Origin of the sequence: Streptomyces sp. NPDC050636 (assembly GCF_040654775.1) — a bacterium.
In the GTDB taxonomy this organism is placed as follows: domain Bacteria; phylum Actinomycetota; class Actinomycetes; order Streptomycetales; family Streptomycetaceae; genus Streptomyces.
The window spans coordinates 131,927-154,911 of sequence record NZ_JBFAIP010000005.1; the positions used below are offsets into that span (position 1 = coordinate 131,927).

18 protein-coding genes are annotated in these 22,985 nt (G+C 68.2%); 12 read left to right on the forward strand and 6 right to left on the reverse strand.

Annotation, left to right across the window (positions count from 1 at the left end):
• Positions 1–2 precede the first annotated feature (2 nt).
• The 3 genes from glpK to AB0I10_RS07800 all read right to left on the reverse strand — a co-directional run bounded on the left by glpK (position 3) and on the right by AB0I10_RS07800 (position 3,377).
• The gene (glpK, locus tag AB0I10_RS07790) at positions 3–1,547 is read right to left on the reverse strand and encodes a glycerol kinase GlpK (RefSeq protein ID WP_363151443.1); all 1,545 of its coding nucleotides are present in this window, start codon (positions 1,545–1,547) and stop codon (positions 3–5) included.
• A gap of 49 nt (positions 1,548–1,596) precedes the next feature.
• Positions 1,597–2,385 (reverse strand): MIP/aquaporin family protein, encoded by a 789-nt coding sequence (locus AB0I10_RS07795; RefSeq protein WP_363151444.1) that lies wholly within the window; start codon positions 2,383–2,385, stop codon positions 1,597–1,599.
• 227 nt (positions 2,386–2,612) lie between these two features.
• On the reverse strand, positions 2,613–3,377 hold the full coding sequence (locus tag AB0I10_RS07800; RefSeq protein WP_363151445.1) for an IclR family transcriptional regulator: 765 nt from the start codon (positions 3,375–3,377) through the stop codon (positions 2,613–2,615).
• Positions 3,378–3,619: 242 nt separating this feature from the next.
• Between AB0I10_RS07800 and metH the strand changes: the two genes are divergently transcribed.
• The 4 genes from metH to AB0I10_RS07820 all read left to right on the forward strand — a co-directional run bounded on the left by metH (position 3,620) and on the right by AB0I10_RS07820 (position 11,799).
• Positions 3,620–7,159 (forward strand): methionine synthase, encoded by a 3,540-nt coding sequence (gene metH / locus AB0I10_RS07805; protein ID WP_363151446.1) that lies wholly within the window; start codon positions 3,620–3,622, stop codon positions 7,157–7,159.
• 227 nt (positions 7,160–7,386) lie between these two features.
• Positions 7,387–8,088: an HAD family phosphatase gene (locus AB0I10_RS07810; protein WP_363151447.1), complete on the forward strand. Its 702-nt coding sequence runs from the start codon at positions 7,387–7,389 to the stop codon at positions 8,086–8,088.
• Between the two features lie 374 nt (positions 8,089–8,462).
• Positions 8,463–10,070 carry an ABC transporter substrate-binding protein gene (locus tag AB0I10_RS07815; protein WP_363151448.1) on the forward strand — a complete coding sequence of 536 codons (1,608 nt, stop codon included), beginning with the start codon at positions 8,463–8,465 and terminating at the stop codon, positions 10,068–10,070.
• Between the two features lie 133 nt (positions 10,071–10,203).
• A complete protein-coding gene (locus AB0I10_RS07820) occupies positions 10,204–11,799 on the forward strand; it encodes an ABC transporter substrate-binding protein (protein WP_363151449.1) in 1,596 nt (531 codons plus the stop codon).
• A 92-nt stretch (positions 11,800–11,891) separates the two neighbouring features.
• On the opposite strand, the gene AB0I10_RS07825 is transcribed toward AB0I10_RS07820, so the two are convergent.
• Together AB0I10_RS07825 and AB0I10_RS07830 are read right to left on the reverse strand one after the other, a co-directional pair.
• Entirely contained in the window at positions 11,892–12,563 is a 672-nt protein-coding gene (locus AB0I10_RS07825) for a response regulator transcription factor (protein WP_136743828.1), read from the reverse strand.
• Positions 12,564–12,581: 18 nt separating this feature from the next.
• A complete protein-coding gene (locus AB0I10_RS07830; protein ID WP_363151450.1) occupies positions 12,582–13,631 on the reverse strand; it encodes a RecB family exonuclease in 1,050 nt (349 codons plus the stop codon).
• Between the two features lie 322 nt (positions 13,632–13,953).
• Here AB0I10_RS07830 and AB0I10_RS07835 point away from each other — a divergent pair, with 322 nt between their 5' ends.
• The 3 genes from AB0I10_RS07835 (at position 13,954) to AB0I10_RS07845 (ending at position 17,129) form a co-directional block, all read left to right on the forward strand.
• The gene (locus AB0I10_RS07835) at positions 13,954–15,222 is read left to right on the forward strand and encodes a site-2 protease family protein (RefSeq protein ID WP_363151451.1); all 1,269 of its coding nucleotides are present in this window, start codon (positions 13,954–13,956) and stop codon (positions 15,220–15,222) included.
• Positions 15,223–15,314: 92 nt separating this feature from the next.
• Positions 15,315–16,322: a tRNA (adenine-N1)-methyltransferase gene (locus AB0I10_RS07840; RefSeq protein ID WP_363151452.1), complete on the forward strand. Its 1,008-nt coding sequence runs from the start codon at positions 15,315–15,317 to the stop codon at positions 16,320–16,322.
• A gap of 192 nt (positions 16,323–16,514) precedes the next feature.
• Positions 16,515–17,129: a hypothetical protein gene (locus AB0I10_RS07845; RefSeq protein ID WP_363151453.1), complete on the forward strand. Its 615-nt coding sequence runs from the start codon at positions 16,515–16,517 to the stop codon at positions 17,127–17,129.
• 79 nt (positions 17,130–17,208) lie between these two features.
• Here the strand turns inward: AB0I10_RS07845 and AB0I10_RS07850 are convergent, their stop codons facing one another.
• A complete protein-coding gene (locus AB0I10_RS07850) occupies positions 17,209–17,505 on the reverse strand; it encodes a ferredoxin (RefSeq protein ID WP_363151454.1) in 297 nt (98 codons plus the stop codon).
• 250 nt (positions 17,506–17,755) lie between these two features.
• Here AB0I10_RS07850 and arc point away from each other — a divergent pair, with 250 nt between their 5' ends.
• From arc to prcB, 5 genes are all read left to right on the forward strand, one after another.
• The gene (gene arc / locus AB0I10_RS07855) at positions 17,756–19,522 is read left to right on the forward strand and encodes a proteasome ATPase (RefSeq protein ID WP_363151455.1); all 1,767 of its coding nucleotides are present in this window, start codon (positions 17,756–17,758) and stop codon (positions 19,520–19,522) included.
• 276 nt (positions 19,523–19,798) lie between these two features.
• On the forward strand, positions 19,799–21,310 hold the full coding sequence (gene dop / locus AB0I10_RS07860) for a depupylase/deamidase Dop (protein ID WP_363151456.1): 1,512 nt from the start codon (positions 19,799–19,801) through the stop codon (positions 21,308–21,310).
• A 190-nt stretch (positions 21,311–21,500) separates the two neighbouring features.
• Entirely contained in the window at positions 21,501–21,719 is a 219-nt protein-coding gene (locus AB0I10_RS07865; protein WP_363151457.1) for a ubiquitin-like protein Pup, read from the forward strand.
• Positions 21,658–22,146 (forward strand): endonuclease VII domain-containing protein, encoded by a 489-nt coding sequence (locus tag AB0I10_RS07870; RefSeq protein ID WP_363151581.1) that lies wholly within the window; start codon positions 21,658–21,660, stop codon positions 22,144–22,146. The genes AB0I10_RS07865 and AB0I10_RS07870 overlap by 62 nt, the downstream gene beginning before the upstream one ends.
• The gene (gene prcB / locus AB0I10_RS07875) at positions 22,098–22,943 is read left to right on the forward strand and encodes a proteasome subunit beta (protein WP_363151458.1); all 846 of its coding nucleotides are present in this window, start codon (positions 22,098–22,100) and stop codon (positions 22,941–22,943) included. The genes AB0I10_RS07870 and prcB overlap by 49 nt, the downstream gene beginning before the upstream one ends.
• The last annotated feature ends 42 nt before the right edge of the window (positions 22,944–22,985 follow it).

The following is a 22,985-nucleotide window of genomic DNA, read 5'->3' on the forward strand; positions in this document are numbered from 1 at the left end:
TTTTACTCCTCGTCCTCGATCCAGCCCATGGTCCGCTCGACGGCCTTGAGCCAGCTCTTGTACTCGCGGTCACGGGTGGCCGCTTCCATCCGGGGGGTCCATTCGGCGGCCCGGCGCCAGTTGGCGCGCAGTTCGTCGGTGCTGGACCAGAAGCCGACGGCCAGTCCGGCCGCGTAGGCAGCGCCGAGGCAGGTGGTCTCGGCGACCATCGGGCGCACCACGGGCGCGTCCAGGAAGTCCGAGATCGTCTGCATCAGCAGGTTGTTGGAGGTCATTCCGCCGTCGACCTTGAGTGCGGTCAGTTCGACGCCGGAGTCCTTGGTCATGGCGTCGGTGATCTCGCGGGTCTGCCAGGCGGTGGCCTCAAGAACGGCGCGCGCGATGTGCGCCTTGGTGACATAGCGGGTCAGGCCCGCGATGACGCCGCGCGCGTCCGAGCGCCAGTAGGGGGCGAACAGGCCGGAGAAGGCCGGCACGAAGTACGCGCCGCCGTTGTCGTCGACCGTGCTGGCCAGCGTCTCGATCTCGGCCGCGGAGTTGATCAGCCCCATCTGGTCGCGCATCCACTGGACGAGCGAGCCGGTGACGGCGATGGAGCCTTCCAGGGCGTAGACCGGCGTCTGGTCGCCGATGCGGTAGCCGACGGTGGTCAGCAGCCCGTTGTACGAATTGACCGGCTCGTGACCGGTGTTCATCAGCATGAAGGTGCCGGTGCCGTACGTGGACTTGGCCTCGCCCTGCTCGAAACAGGTCTGGCCGAAGAGCGCGGCCTGCTGGTCGCCGAGCGCCGAGGCGACCGGGACACCGGCGAGGACGCCCGCGGCGGTGGTGCCGTAGACCTCGGCGGACGACTTGATCTCCGGCAGCACCGCGGCCGGGATGTCGATCGACTGAAGGATCTTCTCGTCCCACTGCAGGGTGTGCAGATTCATCAGCATGGTGCGCGAGGCGTTGGTGACGTCGGTGACGTGGTGGCCGCCGTTGACGCCGCCGGTGAGGTTCCAGATGACCCAGGAGTCCATGGTGCCGAAGAGGATCTCGCCGCGCTCGGCGCGCTCGCGCAGGCCGTCGACGTTGTCGAGCAGCCAGCGGATCTTCGGGCCCGCGAAGTACGAGGCCAGCGGCAGACCGGTCTCCCGGCGGAAGCGGTCCTGGCCGACGTTGCGGCCGAGCTCCTTGCAGAGCGCGTCGGTGCGGGTGTCCTGCCAGACGATGGCGTTGTGGACCGGCTCACCGGTGTTCTTGTCCCAGAGGACGGTGGTCTCGCGCTGGTTGGTGATGCCGATGGCCTTGACGTCGGCCGAGGTGATCCCGGCCTTCTCGACGGCGCCGGCCACGACCTGCTGGACGTTGGTCCAGATCTCGGTCGCGTCGTGCTCGACCCAGCCCGGCTTCGGGAAGATCTGCTCGTGCTCCTTCTGGTCGACCGAAACGATCCGGCCGTCCTTGTCGAAGACGATGCAGCGGCTGGAGGTCGTGCCCTGGTCGATGGCCGCGATGAACGGGCCGTGGCCGTGGCCGTGGGAGGTGGTGGGGGTCTCGCTCATGGTGTGCTCCAAGAAATCTGTACGGGCGGAGTCGGGGCGGTCAGGCGGCTCAAGCGAACGCCACCTGGTAGATGCCGCCGGCGATGGCTCCGCCGATCAGCGGGCCGACGACCGGGATCCAGGCGTAACCCCAGTCTGAACCGCCCTTGTTCGGCAGCGGCAGCAGCGCGTGCACAATTCGCGGGCCGAGGTCGCGGACCGGGTTGATGGCGTATCCGGTCGGGCCGCCCAGCGACAGACCGATGCCGACGACCATCAGCGCGACCAGCAGCGTGCCGATCACGCCGACGCCCTTGCCGTTGTCGCTGAGCCCGAGGGTGAGGATCGCCAGCACGAGCACGATGGTGGCGATGATCTCGGTGGCCAGGTTCTGTACGACGTTACGGATCTCCGGGCCGGTGGAGAAGATGCCGAGCACCGGGCCGGCCTTGGGAGCGGCCTTCGGGTCGACCAGGCCCTCCTCGGTGGTGTGATCGGCCAGCACCTCGGGGTCGGTCAGATGGGCCTGGAACTGTCCGTAGTACACGACCCAGACCAGTACCGCGCCGATCATGGCGCCGAGCATTTCGCCGCCGAAGTAGACCGGCACCTGGTTCCATTCGATGCCGCCCTTGATGGCGAGACCGACGGTGACCGCGGGGTTGAGGTGTGCGCCGGACTTCACGGCGATGTAGGCGCCCGTGAGGACGGCGAAGCCCCACCCGAAGGCGATGGCCACCCATCCGGCGTTGAACGCCTTGGAGCGTTTGAACGTGACGGCGGCGCAGACGCCACCACCCATCAAGAGCAGTACAGCGGTACCGATGGTCTCGCTGATGAAGATGTCGGAGCTGGACACCGGCGACTCCTTTGTCCTTCGTCCAGGGGAAGGCGAACCCCGGGTCCCTCCGGCGGTCCGCGCCCTCCGAGAGGGCGTTGGTCGGCCGGCGACAGCCACCACCATAGCGAATATTGTCGTTAGGTGTTCGGCAATGCCGACCGACGAACGGCAGTTTCGTTTACCTCCTGAACCCCGTCAAGGGTTCCGTGGCGAAAAATTTAGGTGAACAGAGCGTGCAAATCGGGTCAGAACCGCCCTGCACCAAGATCCCTTGACACTGCACGGGCGCAATCTCGCACCGCAGCGATGATTTCCGGCCGCAGCTCACCGTCTTTGCAGACCCGCTCCACGGCTCCGGTGACGCCCACCGCACCCACCGGCATCCGCCGCCGGTCATGGATCGGCGCGGCCACCGAGGCGACGCCGTCCCAGGTCTCCTCGACATCCGCGGCCCAGCCGCGCGCCCGGGTCAGGTCCAGCAGCCCCTCGAAGTCCTCCAGGCCGGTCACTGTGCGGGGCGTGAACGCCTCCCGCTCCACCTCGGTGACCTCGCTGTGCGCCACCGGGTCGTACGCCGACAGCACCTTGCCCAGCGCCGTGCTGTGCAGCGGCTGCATCGCCCCCACCTCCAGCACCTGCCGGCTGTCGTCCGGCCGGAAGACGTGGTGCACGATCAACACGCCCTGCTGGTGCAGCACACCCAGATAGACGCTCTCGCCACTCGAACGGGCCAGGTCGTCGGTCCATACGAGGGCGCGGGCGCGCAGCTCGTGGACGTCCAGGTAGCTGTTGCCCAGGCGCAGCAGCTCCGCGCCCAGCTGGTAGCGGCCGGATGTCGCGTCCTGCTCGACGAACCCCTCCTGCTGGAGCGTGCGCAGGATTCCGTGGGCGGTGCCCTTCGCCAGCCCCAGCGAAGACGAGATGTCGGAGAGTCCCAGTCGCCGTTCCCCTCCGGCGAGCAGCCGCAGCATTGCGGCGGCGCGCTCCAGCGACTGGATCGTGCGTGCCATCGGGCAACCTCCGAGAAGTGAAGAGTTCGACAATGCTGAACGATATCGGCCCATGCCGACTCGTGGGGAGTGAACGTGAGGAGAGCAACGATCATGGATAGTGCATAGGCCCCTGACACCGTCCGACTGTCCACGCCGTGAAACAGGGAACCCTTGGACCGGACCGGAAGCTACGCTGGCCGGGTGCGCCCTCTCCCGGAGGACGCAAAGCCGACAGCCGTCGCAACCAGGGAGCATCTTCCATGGCCTCGTACACGCCTTCGTCCACCGGCACATCCCGCGTCGAATCCCGCGTCGATTCCCTTCGGGAGGCTCTCGCCTCACGGGTGGTGGTCGCCGACGGCGCGATGGGCACGATGCTGCAGGCGCAGGATCCGTCGATGGAGGACTTCCAGCAGCTGGAGGGCTGCAACGAGATCCTCAACGTCACCCGGCCCGACATCGTCCGCTCGGTGCACGAGGAGTACTTCGCGGTCGGCGTCGACTGCGTGGAGACCAACACCTTCGGCGCGAACTTCGCCGCGCTCGCCGAGTACGACATCCCCGAGCGCGTCTTCGAGCTGTCCGAGTCCGGCGCGCGCATCGCCCGCGAGGTCGCCGACGAGTTCACCGCGTCGACCGGCCAGCAGCGCTACGTCCTGGGTTCGATGGGCCCCGGCACCAAGCTGCCCACCCTCGGCCACGCCCCCTACGTCACCCTGCGCGACGCCTACCAGCAGAACGCCGAGGGCATGATCGCCGGCGGCGCGGACGCGCTGCTCGTGGAGACCACCCAGGACCTGCTGCAGACCAAGGCCGCCATCCTCGGTGCCCGCCGCGCCCTCAAGGCCACCGGCACCAACCTCCCGGTGATCTGCTCGGTGACCGTCGAGACCACCGGCACCATGCTGCTGGGCTCGGAGATCGGCGCCGCGCTGACCGCGCTGGAGCCGCTGGGCATCGACATGATCGGCCTGAACTGCGCCACCGGCCCCGCCGAGATGAGCGAGCACCTGCGCTACCTGGCCCGTCACTCCCGCGTGCCGATCGCCTGTATGCCCAACGCGGGCCTGCCGGTCCTGGGCAAGGACGGCGCGCACTACCCGCTGACCGCCGGCGAGCTGGCCGACGCCCAGGAGACGTTCGTCGCCGAATACGGGCTGTCCCTGGTCGGCGGCTGCTGCGGCACCACCCCCGAGCATCTGCGGCAGGTCGTCGAGCGGGTCCGCGGCGTCAACCCGCCCGCGCGTCAGGCGCGCCCCGAGCCGGGCGCTGCCTCCCTCTACCAGACCGTCCCGTTCCGCCAGGACACCTCGTATCTGGCGATCGGTGAGCGGACCAACGCCAACGGGTCGAAGAAGTTCCGTGAGGCGATGCTGGACGGGCGCTGGGACGACTGCGTGGAGATGGCCCGCGACCAGATCCGCGAGGGCGCCCACATGCTCGACCTGTGCGTCGACTACGTCGGCCGGGACGGCGTCGCCGACATGGAGGAGCTGGCCGGCCGCTTCGCCACCGCGTCCACCCTCCCCATCGTCCTGGACTCCACCGAACTGAACGTGATCCAGGCCGGGTTGGAGAAGCTGGGCGGCCGGGCGGTCATCAACTCCGTCAACTACGAGGACGGCGACGGCCCCGAGTCCCGGTTCGCCAAGGTCACCGCGCTGGCCGCCGAGCACGGCGCGGCGCTGATCGCGCTGACCATCGACGAGGAGGGCCAGGCCCGCACCGTCGAGAACAAGGTCGCCATCGCCGAGCGGCTCATCGCCGACCTCACCGGCAACTGGGGCATCTGGGAATCGGACATCCTCATCGACTGTCTGACCTTCACCATCTGCACCGGCCAGGAGGAGTCCCGGGGCGACGGCATCGCCACCATCGAGGCGATCCGGGAGCTGAAGAAGCGGCACCCGGAAGTGCAGACCACCCTGGGCCTGTCGAACATCTCCTTCGGCCTCAACCCGGCCGCTCGGATCGTGCTGAACTCCGTCTTCCTGGACGAGTGCGTCAAGGCCGGCCTGGACTCGGCCATCGTGCACGCCTCGAAGATCCTGCCGATCGCACGGCTGGAAGAGGAGCAGGTCAAGGTCGCCCTCGACCTGATCTACGACCGGCGACGCCCCCAGCAGGGGGACGAACCGGCCTACGACCCGCTGCAGAAGCTGATGGAGCTCTTCGAGGGCGTCAACACCAAGTCGATGAAGGCCGGCCGCGCCGAGGAACTCCTCGCGCTGCCCCTGGAGGAGCGACTCCAGCGCCGCATCATCGACGGCGAGAAGAACGGCCTGGAGGCCGACCTGGACGAGGCGCTGACCACCCGTCCGGCCCTCGACATCGTCAACGACACCCTCCTGGAGGGCATGAAGGTCGTCGGCGAGCTCTTCGGCTCCGGCCAGATGCAGCTGCCGTTCGTGCTCCAGTCCGCCGAGGTCATGAAGACCGCGGTGGCCTACCTGGAGCCGCACATGGAGAAGACCGACGACGAGGGCAAGGGCACCATCGTGCTCGCCACCGTCCGCGGCGACGTCCACGACATCGGCAAGAACCTCGTCGACATCATCCTGTCCAACAACGGCTACAACGTCGTCAACCTCGGCATCAAGCAGCCCGTCGCGGCGATCCTCGACGCCGCCGAGGAACACAAGGCCGATGTCATCGGAATGTCCGGGCTCCTGGTCAAATCCACGGTGATCATGAAGGAGAACCTGGAGGAGCTCAACCAGCGCAAGATGGCCGCGGACTTCCCCGTCATCCTGGGCGGCGCCGCCCTCACCCGCGCCTACGTCGAGCAGGACCTGCACGAGATCTACGAGGGCGAAGTCCGCTACGCCCGCGACGCGTTCGAGGGCCTGCGCCTGATGGACGCCCTGATCGCCGTCAAGCGCGGTGTCCCCGGCGCGACCCTCCCCGAGCTGAAGCAGCGCCGGGTGCCCAAGCGGGACACCCCGGTCCTGGAGGTCGAGGAGCCCGAGGGCTCGGTGCGCTCCGACGTGGCCGTCGACAACCCGGTCCCCACCCCGCCGTTCTGGGGCACCCGGGTCGTCAAGGGCATCCAGCTGGCCGACTACGCCTCCTGGCTGGACGAGGGCGCGCTGTTCAAGGGCCAGTGGGGCCTCAAGCAGGCCCGCGCCGGTGACGGACCGACGTACGAGGAGCTCGTGGAGACCGAGGGCCGCCCGCGGCTGCGCGGCTGGCTCGACAAGCTGCAGACCGAGAACCTCCTGGAAGCCGCCGTCGTGCACGGCTACTTCCCCTGCGTCTCCAAGGGCGAGGACCTGATCCTCCTCAACGACGACGGCTCCGAGCTCACCCGCTTCACCTTCCCGCGCCAGCGCCGCGGCCGGCGGCTGTGCCTGGCGGACTACTTCCGCCCGGAGGAGTCCGGCGAGACGGATGTCGTCGGCCTCCAGGTCGTCACCGTCGGCTCGAAGATCGGCGGTGCCACCGCCGAGCTCTTCGAGTCCAACTCCTACCGTGACTACCTCGAACTGCACGGCCTGTCCGTCCAGTTGGCCGAGGCGCTGGCCGAGTACTGGCACGCACGGGTCCGCGCGGAGCTGGGCTTCGCCGGCGAGGACCCGGCCGACGTCGAGGACATGTTCGCCCTCAAGTACCGCGGCGCCCGCTTCTCGCTCGGCTACGGTGCCTGCCCCGACCTGGAGGACCGGGCCAAGATCGCCGCCCTCCTGGAGCCGGAGCGGATCGGCGTCCAGCTCTCCGAGGAGTTCCAGCTGCACCCGGAGCAGTCCACCGACGCGATCGTCATCCACCACCCGGAGGCCAAGTACTTCAACGCGCGGTAGCGGGGTGCGGCTCCGTCCGGGGTCCTTGGGCTCCGGGAAGCGCAGCAGCGCGCGGTGACGTGTCCTGGCCCAGGAACGCACCATAGCGGTGGGTGAGCCCTCTCACCAGGCGCTCCGTCGCGCACCGAAGTACAATGGTCGGTCCGGTAGCGGCCGGTCGCCGCCCCAGCCCGGGGTGGCGACCGGCCTTTTCGTCCCTTGGGGGACGCCCCAACGGAGGTGGATGGATGACCAGCAGCATCCCCGCAGTCGGCACCCGTACGGCCGAAGCCGCGACCCTCCAGGCCGTCTTCCTCGATCTGGACGGCACTCTCGTCGACACCGAGGGCTTCTGGTGGGAGGCGGAGGCGGAGGTCTTCGCGGAACTGGGCCACATCCTGGACGACAGCCACCGCGAGGTGGTCGTCGGCGGGCCGATGACCCGCAGTGCCGGCTATCTCCTGGAGGTCACCGGCGCCGGCATCGGCCTGGCCGAGCTGAGCGCGCTGCTCAACGCGCGCTTCCTGGCCCGGATCGGACGCGGCGTCCCCCTGATGCCGGGCGCCCGCAGACTGCTGGCCGAACTCGCCGCCCATGAAGTGCCGACCGCCCTGGTCTCCGCCTCGCACCGCAGCATCATCGACGAGATGCTGCACTCGCTGGGCCCGGAGCACTTCCGGCTGACCCTGGCGGGCGACGACCTGAAGCGCACCAAGCCGCATCCGGACCCGTACCTGACGGCCGCCATGCGGCTGGGCGTGGACCCGGCGTGCTGCGCCGTCGTCGAGGACACCATGACTGGCGTGACGTCCGGCGAGGCCGCGGGCTGCCGGGTCGTCGCGGTGCCGTCGGTGACACCGATTCCGCCCGCCGCGGGCCGTACCGTCCGCAGCTCGCTCGAAGAAGTCGACGTGCCATTTCTCCGGTCCCTGATCACGGAAAGCCGTTAGACCGTGCACCGAGCGTGGCCCACGGAATGCCAACAGAACTCAGGGCAGCGGTGCGCTTATTTTCCGTAACGTATGTGCTGGCCGAATTCGCGCATCACCACGCCGAATGGAATGCGTGAGGTTTCTCACGTGCAGGGGTATCGACAGCGGGCGCAAGGGGTGTTCCAAAGGGCCTTTCCCCCGGTATCTACGGGGGTAAGTGTCCGGATTAGTGGAACAACGCGCGTATCGTTCCACCGTCCGGATATCGGTCACCGCGTCATCGCCATCCGGTACCCATATCGATTCAACTCCGTTGTGTCCCGGACTGACTGGCTGTCCCTACTAATGTCATCGCGAGCAACACCTCTGCGCAGAGAAGGAACCTGCCGACGATGAATCGCAAGCCCTTGGTGCTGCCGGTACTGGCCGGTCTCCTTGCCCCCGTTCTGGCTGCCTGCGGCACCACGAACGGCGCGGGCGAAGGCGGCGACCCCATCGTCGTCGGAGTCGCCTCCCGGATTGAGGCCACCAAGGAAGCGCCCGCCCCGCTCGACCCGGCGCAGGCCTACGACGTCGACGCGTGGAACATGCTGCGCGGCACCCTCCAGACGCTGATGCGACTGCCCAGGACCGGTACCGCACCGGTGCCCGAGGCGGCCGAGTCCTGCGGCTTCCGCGACACCCAGAACGAGCAGTACCACTGCACCCTGCGCACCGGCCTGAAGTTCTCCAACGGCAACGCCCTGACCGCGCAGGACGTCAAGTACTCGATCGACCGTATGCGGACCGTCAACTACCGGAACGGCCCGGTGGAGCTGCTCGGCGCCGTCGACAAGGTCGAGGCGCCCAGCGACACCGAAGTGGTCTTCCACCTGAAGAAGCCGGACGCCACCTTCCCGCAGAAGCTCGCCACGCCCGCCGCGGGCATCGTCGACCGTGAGGTGTACGCGAAGAACCGCCTCCACAAGGGCTTCGACGTGGTCGGCTCCGGCCCGTACACGATCAAGGCCGAGGCTTCCAACGGCCACATCACCAAGGCGGTCTTCACCAAGAACCCCGACTACAAGGGCGGGGTGACGGTGAAGAACGAAAACGTGGAAATGCGGTTCTTCGACGACTCCGCCGAGATGGAGAAGGCGCTGCGCAAGGGCGACATCGACCTGATGTACCGCGGTCTGTCGCCCGAGCAGATCAAGAGCCTGGAGAACGCCCGCGACCAGCACATCTCCCTCCAGGAGATGCCCGGCGGCGAGATCCGCTACCTCGCCTTCGACACCAAGGACCCGGCCGTCTCCGACAAGGCCGTACGACAGGCGATCGCCCAGATCGTCAACCGCTCCGAGCTGGTGCGTGACGTCTACTCCTACACCGGCGACCCGCTCTACTCGCTGGTCCCCACCGGCCTCACCGGCCACATCAACTCGTTCTTCACCAAGTACGGGAACCCCAGCGCCGCCGCCGCCCGCAAGACCCTGGAGCAGGCGAACATCACCACCCCGGTGAAGCTGACCCTCGCGTACACCACGAACCACTACGGCTCCAGCACCGCCAAGGAATTCCGTACGCTGCAGACCCAGCTCAACAGGACCAAGCTGTTCGACATCAAGATCAAGGGTGTCGACAACTGGCAGCAGTACCGGACCGAGACCACGGGCGGAAAGTACGCCGCGTACGGCATGGGCTGGTTCGCCGACATCCCGGACGCGGACAACTACATCGCGCCGTTCATCGGCAAGGGGAACTTCCTCAACTCCCCCTACCGCAACACCAAGATCGAGTCGCAGCTGATCCCGACGACCCGCCAGCAGACCGATCGCAACTCCGCCGCCGCCGGCTTCAAGCAGGCGCAGGACATCATCGCCAACGACATCCCGCTCCTCCCGCTCTGGCAGGGCAGGACGTATGTCGCCGCCCGCGATGACGTCACCGGCGTGGAGTGGGCTCTCAACTCCTCCTCGTCGCTGCAGATCTGGGAGCTGAGCCGCGGCGTCGCTGACTGAGGACGCGCCGCAGGACCCGCATCGCCGCCCACGGGGGACGCGGTGCGGCACACAACGGATACCGATACCGCCGCGGCGCTCTCGTCGCGGCCCGACCATGCAGTAGCACTGCCCAGATCGTGAGGACCGCGTAGTGAGGAAGCGTGACCAGTGGCTGGCCGCCCCGATCGGAGCGGGGCTGACCATAGCCCTGCTCGCGGTCGCCGGGTGCGGCTCGCAGGACTCGGGAGCCGCCGGCAGCGGCGAGCCCGTGGTCATGGGAATGACGGACAAGGTCGAGGCCACCGACCCCGCCGCCGGCTACGACCCCGGGTCGTGGCTGCTGTTCAACAACGTTTTCCAGTCGCTGCTGAGCTTCCCCAAGGGCGGCACCACGCCCGTCCCGGAGGCCGCCGAGCGCTGCTCCTTCACCGACACGAAGAGCACCGTCTACCGCTGCACGCTCAAGGACGGCCTGAAATTCAGCAACGGTGACGAGCTGACCTCGAAGGACGTCAAGTTCTCCTTCGACCGCACCCGGCGCATCAAGGACAAGAACGGCCCCGCCGTGATGTTCTCCGCCCTCGACAAGGTCGAGACGCCGGACGCCAAGACCGTCGTCTTCCACCTGAAGGCACCCGACGCCACCTTCCCCATGAAGATCGCTTCGGGCGCCGGCTCCATCGTCGACCACGCCGTCTACCCCGCCGACCGGCTGCGCACCGACGGCAAGGCCGTGGGCTCCGGCGTCTACACCCTGGAGGAGTACGGCCCCCAGAAGGCCCGGTTCGCCGTCAACCCCTCGTACAAGGGCCCCGCCAAGACCAAGAACTCCGGGATGACCCTGAAGTTCTTCGACGCCCGCGACAAGCTCAAGAAGGCCGTCCAGACCGGCACCGTCGATGTCGCCTACCGCGGACTGGCCATGCAGGACATCGCCGCGCTCAGCTCCTCGCTCGACGACAAGCACGGCACCGAGGTGATCGAGGGCGACAGCGCCGAGGTCATGCACCTGGTCTTCAACATGAAGGACCCGGTCGCCGGCAAGCCGGGCGTCCGCAAGGCGATCGCCTACCTCCTGGACCGCTCCACCCTTGTCCGGGACGTCTACAAGCACACCGCGGTACCGCTGTACTCGATCGTCCCGGCGGGCATCACGGGCCACAACACCGCGTTCTTCAACACCTACGGTGACCGCCCGCAGCCCGACAAGGCCGCCGCCGCACTGCGCGACGCCGGCCAGGACGGCAAGGTCGCGCTCACCCTGTGGGCCACCCCCGACCGCTACGGCGCCGGCACCGTCCCCGCCGTTCGCGAAATCGCCCAACAGCTCAACCACAGCGGCCTGTTCGACGCCAAGGTGCGCACCGCCGCCACCGACGAGTACGAGCAGGGCATGGCGGACGGCCGCTACGGCGTCTACGTGAAGGGCTGGATCCCCGACTACCCGGACCCGGACAACTTCACCCAGCCGTTCTTCGGCAAGGACAGCGTCCTGTCCAACCACTACGACTCGCCCCGGATCACCGGTCGGCTGCTGCCCAAGACGGCCGGCCAGCCCGACCGCGGCGCCACCAAGAGCACCTTCCGCGAGGTGCAGGACATCGTCGCCCAGGACCTGCCCGTCATCCCGATCTGGCAGGCCAAGCAGTACGCCGTCGCCCGCGACGGGATCTCCGGCCTGGAGTGGACGCTGGACTCGTCGACCGTCTTCCGGTTCTGGGAGATCGGCAAGTCGGCCGACGCCTGACCGGGCGTCACACACACGACGGCGGGGCCGGACCGGGATATTCCCGGTCCGGCCCCGCCGTCGTGAAGCCGTCGTATGAGCCCCAGTGGCGCCTACTGCGCGCCGGGGCGCACCAGCCCGCTCTCGTACGCGTACACCGCCGCCTGCACCCGGTCGCGCAGCCCCAGCTTCGTCAGCACATGCCCCACATGCGTCTTGACCGTCGTCTCGCTCACGAACAGATCCGCGGCGATCTCCGCGTTCGACAGCCCGCGCGCCACCAGCTTCAGCACCTCGACCTCGCGCTCGGTGAGGGTGTGCAGGGTGTCCGGCACCGGCTCCTCGCCCGACGGCAGATGCCCGGCGTACTTGTCCAGCAGCCGCCGCGTGATGCTCGGCGCGAGCATCGCCTCGCCCGCCGCCACCACCCGGATCGCCTGCACCAGCTCATTGGCCGGCGCGTCCTTGAGCAGAAAGCCGCTGGCCCCCGCCCGCAGCGCCTCCACCACATACTCGTCCAGATCGAAGGTCGTCAGCACCAGCACCTTCGCCGGACCGTCCTTCGCCGGGCCGGTGATCTGCCGGGTCGCCTCCACACCGTCCATCCGGGGCATTCGGATGTCCATCAACACCACATCGGGCTGCAGCGCCCGCACCTGGTCCAGTGCCTGGAGACCGTCACCGGCCTCACCGACGACCGCCAGATCCTGCTCGGCCTCCAGAATCATCCGGAATCCGGTACGCAGCAGGGGCTGGTCGTCGACCAGCAGGACGCGGATGGCCACGAGCTCTCCTTCGATAGATCACCCCATTCTGCCCTGCTGCCCGTCGCCACCGTCGGCCGGGCGGATCGCCGGCGACTGCGTTTCCCGGGGGACAACCCCCGGACCCCCGGCCGGAACACCTCCCGCCGCTCGCACCGCCAGCGGGTACACCGGGGGAGTGCCGCCGAATTCCGGACAGTGCGCCTGGTGGTCGCACCAGCCGCACAGCTTGGTCGGCCGGGGCCGCCAGTCACCGGTCTCCGTCGCCAGCTGGATCGCGTCCCACAGCGCCAGCAACTTCCGCTCCACGCCCCGCAGATCGGCCTCGCTCGGGTCGTACGTCAGCAGATCCCCGCTGCCCAGATAGACCAGCTGCAACCGCCTCGGCACCGCACCCCGCAGCCGCCACATCACCAGCGCGTAGAACTTCATCTGGAACAGGGCGCCCTCCGCGTACTGCGGCCGCGGCGCCTTGCCGGTCTTGTAGTCGACGATCCGCACCTCGCCCGTCGGCGCGATGTCGACCCGATCGATGAAGCCCCGCAGCCGCAGCCCCGAATCCAGCACCGTCTCCACATACAGCTCGCGGTCGGCCGGCTCCAGACGCGTCGGATCCTCCAGCGAGAACCACCGCTCCACCAGCGCCTCGGCGTCCGCCAGCCACTTCCCCAGCCGCTCGCCGTCCGCGTCGTCCTCGAAGAGCTCCGCCAGCTCCGGCCGCTTGGCCAGCAGCTTCTCCCACTCGCCGGGCACCAGGGCCCGCGCGCTGGGAGCCGTACGCTGCACCGCCGGAGCATCGAAGAGCCGCTCCAGCACCGCATGCACGACCGTGCCCCGCGTCGCTGCCGCGCTCGGTTTCTCCGGCAGCTTGTCGATCACCCGGAAGCGGTACAGCAACGGGCACTGCATGAAGTCGCCGGCCCGCGACGGGGACAGCGCGACCGGACGCCCGGCGCCGCCACCGGCCACACCCGGACCATCGCCCCCCTGCGGCCCGTCCGCCCCCGGCCCGCTCACGGTCCGCTGCGTACCCGGCCCGCGCTGCTCACTCTGCGCGGCCCCCTCGGCCTTCTCCGTGCTCGTTCCCATGCCAACAGAGCCTACGGCCCGCCACTGACAACGCAGGGCGGGTCGGGTGGGAACAAAGCAGTGCGGGTCGGGTGGGAACAAAGCAGTGCGGGCCGGGTGGGAACAAAGCAGTGCGGGTCGGGTGGGAGCAAGCAGTGCGGGCCGGGTGGGAACAACCGGGCGGGCCGGGCGGGAACAAGGCGCCAACACCGCGCACGGTGAGGGCCCCGCGGCGGATCCCGGCCGACCGCTCCGCATACCATCGACGTCAGACCCCTTTGCCCTGCATGATCGAGAGATCGCGCCGAGCAGGTGCGAAGGCCGTATTCGACGAGGGGACGCCGTGGACGAGAGCGGGAAGCCGCAGGACCCCGAGGAGTCCGTGCAGCCCCAGCCGCCCGAGCCGCCCAAGGACGCCAAGAAGACGAAAGCGTCCGAGTCCGGCGCGCAGAAGAGCGGCAGCGGCGGCGGCATCCTCATGGGCCGCCCCTTCGGCGTGCCCGTCTACGTCGCCCCCAGCTGGTTCCTCGTCGCCGCCCTCATCACCTGGGTCTTCGGCGGCCAGCTGGAGCGCGTCCTGCCCGAGCTCGGCGTCGCCCGCTACCTCGTCTCGCTGTTCTTCGCGGTCGCCTTCTACGCCTCGGTGCTCGTCCACGAGCTCGCGCACACCGTCGCCGCGCTGCGCTTCAAGCTCCCCGTACGCCGCATTCAGCTCCAGTTCTTCGGCGGCGTCTCGGAAATCGAGAAGGAGACCGAGACCCCCGGCCGGGAGTTCACCCTGGCCGTCGTCGGACCGCTGCTCTCCCTCGTCCTCGCCGGCGTCTTCTACGTCGGCATGCACATGGTCGAACCGGGCACCGTCCCCGGAGTCCTGCTCGCCGGCCTGATGATCTCCAACCTCATCGTCGCGGCCTTCAACCTGCTCCCCGGCCTCCCCCTGGACGGCGGCCGGATGCTGCGCGCCGTCGTCTGGAAGATCACCGGCAAGCCCATGACCGGCACCATCGCCGCCGCCTGGGTCGGCCGCGCACTCGCCGTCGCCGTCCTCATCGGCCTGCCGCTGCTCACCCACACCGGCGCCCTCGGCAACGCCCGCCCGGAAATCGGCGGCGCCGACTCCCTCACCGACGCCCTGCTCGCCGCGATCCTCGCCGCCATCATCTGGACCGGCGCCGGCAACAGCCTGCGCATGGCCCGGCTGCGCGAACGCCTCCCCGACCTCCAGGCCCGCAACCTCACCCGGCGCGCCGTCCCCGTCGAGACCGACACCCCGCTCTCCGAAGCGCTCCGCCGCGCCAACGACGCCGGCGCCCGCGCCCTCGTCGTCGTCGACCGGCAGGGCGAACCCACCGCCGTCGTCCGCGAGGCCGCCATCGTCGGCATCCCCGACCACCGCCGCCCCTGGGTCCCCGTCGGCACCCTCGCCCAGGACCTCAAGGACGGCATGCGGGTCTCCGCCGAACTCGCCGGCGAAGACCTCCTGGAATACCTGCGCGCCACCCCCGCCACCGAATACCTCGTCGTCGAGGAAACCGGCGAGATCTACGGAGTGCTCTCCACCGCCGACGTCGAGCGCGCCTTCGTCTCCGCCATGGCCCGGCCCGCCGCTTGACGGCTCGGTTCGCCTCCGGGGCGTGCCGGTGCCGACCGGGCCGCCGGCGCCCACTGGTCCTGGCCGCCCCAACGGGCCGGTAGGCTGGTCACATGTCCGAACCGACCGGTGCCGCCCGCCGTCGCGGGCCCTTCAAGGTCGGGGACCAGGTCCAGCTCACCGACCCCAAGGGACGCCACTACACCTTCACGCTCGAAGAGGGAAAAAGCTTCCACACCCACAAGGGAGCTTTCCCCCACGACGAGCTGATCGGTGCTCCCGAGGGCAGTGTTGTCCGAACCACCGGGAACGTCGCCTATCTCGCGCTGCGCCCGCTGCTCCCCGACTACGTCCTGTCCATGCCCCGCGGCGCCGCCGTGGTCTACCCCAAGGACGCGGGGCAGATCCTGGCGATGGCCGACATCTTCCCCGGCGCCCGTGTCGTCGAGGCGGGGGTGGGATCCGGCTCGCTCAGCAGCTTCCTGCTGCGCGCCATCGGCGACCACGGCATGCTGCACTCCTACGAGCGCCGCGCCGACTTCGCCGAGATCGCCACGCAGAACGTGGAGCGCTACTTCGGGGGCCCGCACCCCGCGTGGACGCTCACCGTCGGTGACCTCCAGGACAACCTGTCCGACACCGAGGTCGACCGCGTCATCCTCGACATGCTCGCCCCCTGGGAGTGCCTGGAGGCCGTCTCCAAGGCCCTGGTTCCCGGCGGCATCCTCTGCGCCTACGTCGCCACGACCACGCAGCTGGCCCGCACCGTCGAGTCGATCCGCGAACACGGCACCTTCAACGAGCCGTCGGCCTGGGAAACCATGGTCCGCACCTGGCACGTCGAGGGTCTCGCCGTCCGCCCGGACCACCGCATGATCGGCCACACCGGCTTCCTGCTGACCGCCCGCCGGCTCGCCGACGGCGTCGAGCCCCCGCTGCGCCGCCGCCGGCCCGCGAAGGGCGCGTACGGCGAGGACTACACAGGGCCGGGTGGGCGGGAAACCACCGCGTCGGGTGGGCGGGAAACCACCGCGTCGGGTGGGCGGGAAACCGCCGCGCCCGCCAAGGCAGACCCGGCAGCGGCATCCGGCAGCGGGGACGGCTCCGCCGAGCGCGGCTGACCGTCCCGATCCGGCCACCGAACCACCAGGCGCCGCCGACGAGTTCCGCCCATGGAACCGCCGGCGGCGCCGTTGCGTTAACAATCGGCTTCCGCGCGCGAAACTCCGCTCCCGACGGTTCCCCGCCGCCCCCTCCTGTGGAACGATGCTGGGCACTCCCACCGCCACAGCTCTTCACAGGAGTTACCCCGCGTGCAGCCCTTGGTCGGCCAGGACCTTTCGCACACCCAGCCCCGCCCCATGCACTGGCTCGCCACCGCCACCGCCATTTCGGCGGTCGTCGCGGCCGCGTCCCTCGTCCAGCCCCCCGATGCCACCGCCACCACCTCGCACGGCGCCAAGCCCGCCTACGAGGCCAAGACCGCCCACAGCCCCGTGGCCGCCCCCGATCCGCGCCGCGTGACCTTCCCGGTCGACTGCGGACCCAATCGCCTCGACGTGGTGAAGAAGGCCTCCGGCGACCTCGATCTCGACGGCACGACCGAGACCGTCGCCGTGGTCCGTTGCCACAGCGACGTCGGCACCCCGCCCAGCGGCGTCTACGTCCTCGCGCAGCCGACCACCACCACCGACAACCCGGAAGCCCCGCCGCGGATCGTCGCGACCCTTCTCGCGCCCTCTCAGAAGCTCAGCGTCGAGGACTTCGCCCTCAAGGGCGACGAGGTCTCTGCGACGCTCCTGGGCTACTCCTCGCTCGACGTTCCGCGCTGCTGCCCCGACGTACGCAACAGCGTCAAGTGGCAATGGCAGGACGGGAAGTTCGTCCAGAGCGAACTCCCCGATGCTGCGAGCACCGAGCGTGCGTGATCCGTCACATGAAGTAGGCGTGGTGTAGTCGCTGTCGACCACACCACGCCTACGTGCTGTCCGTGCCGTGTCTACCCGGCTACTCAGCGTCCGGGCCGTAGACCTCCACCCGGTCCGCGACGCGGCGGACGTGGATACAGTCCCCGGGGCACTCCTTCGCGGAGTCCCGCACGTCATTGAGCAGCGTCAACGGGACGGGCGTTGTGGCGCCCTTGTCCTGCAGCAGCTCGTCATCCGAGCTCTTCACATAGGCCAGACCGTCGATGTCGAGCTCGAAGACCTCCGGCGCATACTGCGCACAGATGCCGTCGCCGGTGCACAGGTCCTGATCGATCCAGACTTCAAGCTCTGGACGGGCTTCATCCTGCGCGGTCATCTCGCCTGCCGTTCCCTGCCTACGTGAACCGTTTTTGTCTAAGTGGCGCCAGCCCTGACGGGTGTTGACCGACTCGACGATACAACCGCTCGCTTTCCGATGTTGATGGGTGGGTATTCCCTTGGCGTGAGGACGTGCGCAAGGGTGAAGATCGGACACACCCCGACAGTCTTTTCGATCTAGGGGTTTCAACCTGCACCGGCCCAGGTAGGGTCAGGAAGCGTCCAGCTCCTTGGAGGAGGTGAGGACCGTGGCAGCCCACGACGACGACATCAACCGCGGCATCCGGCCGGGGCGGGGGTCTGAAGATCCCGCCGGCCAGGTTGCCTATCTTGAGCAGGAGATCGCCGTCCTGCGACGCAAGCTCGCCGACTCTCCGCGTCACACGAGGATTCTCGAAGAGCGGATCGTCGAGCTGCAGACCAACCTGGCCGGCGTTTCGGCTCAGAACGAGCGACTCGCCAATACTCTCCGCGAGGCTCGCGACCAGATCGTCGCACTCAAGGAGGAAGTCGACCGGCTCGCACAGCCCCCGGCCGGCTTCGGTGTCTTCCTGCAGGCGAACGAGGACGGCACGGTCGATATTTTCACCGGAGGCAGAAAACTCCGGGTCAATGTCAGCCCCAGTGTTGAGACCGAGGACCTCAGGCGCGGCCAAGAGGTCATGCTCAATGAAGCGCTCAATGTGGTCGAGGCCATGGAGTACGAGAGCGCCGGCGACATCGTCACCCTCAAGGAAATCCTTGAGGACGGCGAGCGCGCCCTGGTGGTCGGGCACACCGACGAGGAACGGGTGGTACGGCTCGCCGAGCCACTGCTGGACACCACCATCCGCCCCGGCGACGCCCTGCTTCTCGAATCCCGCTCCGGCTACGTCTACGAAGTCATCCCGAAGAGCGAGGTCGAGGAACTCGTCCTCGAAGAGGTCCCGGACATCGACTACACCAAGATCGGTGGTCTGGGCGGCCAGATCGAACTGATCCGGGACGCGGTCGAGCTTCCGTACCTCTACCCCGACCTCTTCAAGGAGCACGAACTCCGCCCGCCCAAGGGCGTCTTGCTCTACGGCCCGCCGGGCTGCGGCAAGACACTCATCGCCAAGGCCGTCGCCAACTCCCTTGCCAAAAAGGTCGCCGAGGTGACCGGGCAGCCCGCGGGGAAGAGCTTCTTCCTCAACATCAAGGGCCCCGAGCTGCTCAACAAATACGTCGGCGAAACGGAACGGCACATCCGGCTGGTCTTCCAGCGGGCCAGGGAAAAGGCGAGCGAGGGCACACCCGTCATCGTCTTCTTCGACGAGATGGACTCCCTCTTCCGCACCCGGGGATCCGGCGTCAGCTCGGACGTGGAGAACACCATCGTCCCGCAGCTGCTCTCCGAGATCGACGGCGTGGAGGGCCTGGAAAACGTCATCGTGATCGGCGCCTCCAACCGCGAGGACATGATCGACCCCGCGATCCTGCGCCCCGGCCGCCTCGATGTGAAGATCAAGATCGAGCGCCCGGACGCGGAGGCCGCCAAGGACATCTTCTCGAAGTACCTCACGGAAAGACTCCCCCTGCACGCAGACGACCTCGCCGAACACGGTCAGTCGCGCAAGGCAGCGGTCAGCGGGATGATCCAGTCGGTCGTCGAGCAGATGTACGCCGAATCGGAGGAGAATCGCTTCCTGGAGGTCACCTACGCCAATGGTGACAAGGAAGTCCTGTACTTCAAGGATTTCAACTCCGGTGCGATGATCGAGAATATCGTCGGACGCGCGAAGAAGATGGCCATCAAGGCCTTCCTCGAACACAACCAGAAGGGTCTGCGGGTCTCCCACCTCCTCCAGGCATGTGTGGACGAGTTCAAGGAGAACGAGGACCTGCCGAACACCACCAACCCGGACGACTGGGCCCGTATCTCCGGCAAGAAGGGCGAGCGGATCGTATACATCCGCACGCTGGTCACCGGAAAGCAGGGCGCGGACACCGGTCGCTCCATCGACACGGTGGCGAATACCGGCCAATACCTGTAACGCCGCTCTCCGGCTGCGGATGTCCTGCACGGGGCGTCCGCAGCCGGACGCATTTCCGGGGACGAGAGGACCGCCCCTGCAAAGAGCGCGACCGACCAGGGAAAACCGGACTGGAGCAATGACTGTAATGATCTCCCCAGCGCCGCAAAGGCGTTCTAGGCTCTTCGGTACCGCCGCGTCACGCTGTGCGGGAGCGGGGATCGCACACGGACCGGAAGCGCAGCGGTACTTGAGCGCCGACCCCATCCGGGGGCGCCGCCGGGCAAGGAGGGCCGCATGACCGTACGGCGAGTAATGGGAATCGAGACGGAGTACGGGATCTCCGTCCCCGGCCACCCGAACGCCAATGCCATGCTCACCTCATCCCAGGTCGTCAACGCCTACGCGGCCGCGATGCACCGGGCACGACGTGCCCGCTGGGATTTCGAGGAGGAGAACCCGCTGCGGGACGCCCGCGGCTTCGACCTCGCCCGTGAGGCCGCCGACTCCAGTCAGCTCACCGACGAGGACATCGGCCTGGCCAACGTGATCCTCACCAACGGGGCCCGGCTCTACGTCGACCACGCACACCCCGAATACAGCGCCCCCGAGGTCACCAACCCCCGCGACGCCGTCCTCTGGGACAAGGCCGGCGAGCGGATCATGGCCGAGGCCGCCGAGCGGGCGGCCCAGGTCCCGGGCGCCCAGCCCATCCACCTCTACAAGAACAACACCGACAACAAGGGCGCCTCCTACGGCACGCACGAGAACTACCTGATGAAGCGGGAGACCCCCTTCTCGGACATCGTGCGGCACCTCACGCCGTTCTTCGTCTCCCGTCAGGTGGTCACCGGCGCCGGCCGGGTCGGCATCGGCCAGGACGGCCATGAGCACGGCTTCCAGATCAGCCAGCGCGCCGACTACTTCGAGGTGGAGGTCGGCCTGGAGACGACCCTCAAGCGCCCCATCATCAACACCCGCGACGAACCGCACGCGGACGCGGAGAAATACCGCCGACTGCATGTGATCATCGGCGACGCGAACCTCTCCGAGATCTCGACCTACCTGAAGCTGGGCACCACCTCCCTGGTGCTCTCCATGATCGAGGACGGGTTCATCGCCGTCGACCTGGCCGTCGACCAGCCTGTGCGCACCCTCCACCACGTCTCGCACGACCCCACCCTGCAACACCTGATCACCCTCCGCAGCGGCCGCACGCTCACCGCCGTACAACTCCAGATGGAGTACTTCGAGCTGGCCCGCAAGTACGTCGAGGACCGCTACGGAGCGGATGCGGACGACCAGACCAAGGACATCCTGACCAGGTGGGAGGACGTGCTCGGGCGGCTGGAGAACGATCCGATGAGCCTGTCCGGCGAGCTCGACTGGGTCGCCAAACGGGAGCTCATGGAGGGCTACCGTCGCCGCGACGGCCTGGGGTGGGACGCGGCCCGACTGCACCTCATCGACCTCCAGTACGCCGACGTACGCCCCGACAAGGGCCTGTACAACCGTCTGGCGGCCCGCGGCAAGATGAAGCGGCTCCTGGAGGAACCCGACGTCGAGCGGGCCGAGCTGAAACCCCCTGAGGACACCAGGGCCTATTTCCGCGGCCGCTGCCTGGAGCAGTACGCGGACGACGTCGCGGCCGCCTCATGGGATTCGGTCATCTTCGACCTGCCCGGCCGTGACTCCCTGCAACGGGTCCCCACGCTGGAGCCGCTGCGCGGGACCCGAAAGCACGTCAAGGAGCTTCTGGACCGCTGCCGGACGGCCGAGGACCTGGTGAGGACGCTTTCCGGCCGCTGACCGAGCGGCTGGTTCGCGCCAGATCCGCGGCGATCAGTGGCTGATCCACGGCTGAAATGGCCGCGGTGCGGGAATCATGGAAGGGACTCCCGGACGTTGCACCAAGTGCGGGGCCGATGTCGGACCCTGCTTGTAGGGTCGGATCTTGGAAGGTCACATCGAGCGGGGCGAACCGAGCGGGGTGAGGGATATGGCGACCAAGGACAGCGGCGGCGGACAGCAGAAGGCCACGCGTTCCACCGAAGAGGTCGAGGAGCAGACGCAGGACGCGCAGGCTTCGGAGGACCTCAAGGAACGCCAGGAGAAATTGTCGGACGACGTGGACTCCGTCCTGGACGAGATCGATGATGTGCTTGAGGAGAACGCAGAGGACTTCGTTCGAAGTTTCGTTCAAAAAGGCGGCGAGTGACCTTCGAATCGAAGGCTCTGGGGGCTGCGTGCGGTGCGGCGAGACCACGTCGCATGCAGCCTTCGCCCGCAAGCGGTCAAACCTCGATCACTGCCGTGCGCAGCAGCCGGTGGTCCAGCCATGCCGGGCGGCGTCGGGGCGTGTGGACCACCGCCGCCGGAAGTACGGCATGACCGAAGCCCAGCGTGACGAGATGATCGCCTCTCAGATGGCGCTCTGTGCGATCTGCCTGAAGGCTCCGGCCGTACATGTGGATCACTGCCACAAGACGGGTAGGGTCCGTGGCGTACTGTGCTTCAACTGCAATTCCGGCCTCGGCCTGTTGAGGGATGACCCCGCAGCTGTGAACCGAGCTGCCGACTACCTGGAAGGAAACGCGTGGAAGCCAACACTCGTAGCACCGGGCGACTCCCAGCAGCCTTCCTGACGCCTGGATCCTCGTCCTTCATGGATTTCCTCGGCGAGCATTCTCCCGATCTGCTGCCGGGCAACCGCCCGTTGCCGCCCATCCAGGGAGCCATCGAGGCCCCGCACGGCACGACCATTGTGGCGGCGTCGTTCCCCGGCGGCGTGGTGCTCGCCGGTGACCGGCGGGCGACGATGGGGAATGTCATCGCGCAGCGCGATATCGAGAAGGTGTTCCCGGCCGACGAGTATTCGGCGGTCGGTATCGCGGGTACGGCCGGCCTCGCCGTCGAGATGGTCAAGCTGTTCCAGCTGGAGCTGGAGCACTTCGAGAAGGTCGAGGGCGCTCAACTCTCCTTGGAGGGCAAGGCGAACCGGCTGTCGACGATGATCCGTGGCAATCTCGGGATGGCCATGCAGGGCCTGGCCGTGGTGCCGCTGTTCGCCGGGTGGGATGTCGACCGCGAGAAGGGCCGTATCTTCTCGTACGACGTGACCGGCGGGCGCTCCGAGGAGCATGGCTTCGCGTCGACGGGGTCCGGTTCCGTCTTCGCCCGTGGGGCGCTCAAGAAGCTCTACCGCGATGATTTCACGGAGAATCAGGCCGCCACCGCTGTTGTTCAGGCGCTCTACGACGCCGCGGATGACGATTCGGCGACCGGTGGGCCGGATCTGGCCCGGCGGATCTATCCGATCGTGACGGTGATCACCGAGGAGGGCTTCAAGAAGCTCACCGAGGCCGAGATCTCGGAGATCGCCCGTGCCGTGCATGAGCGCCGCTTCGAGCAGCCCGACGGCCCGCGTGCCGCGCTGCTCTGACGGGACGGATGTTCCGGGATGAGCTCCCCCAGCCGACGCTGG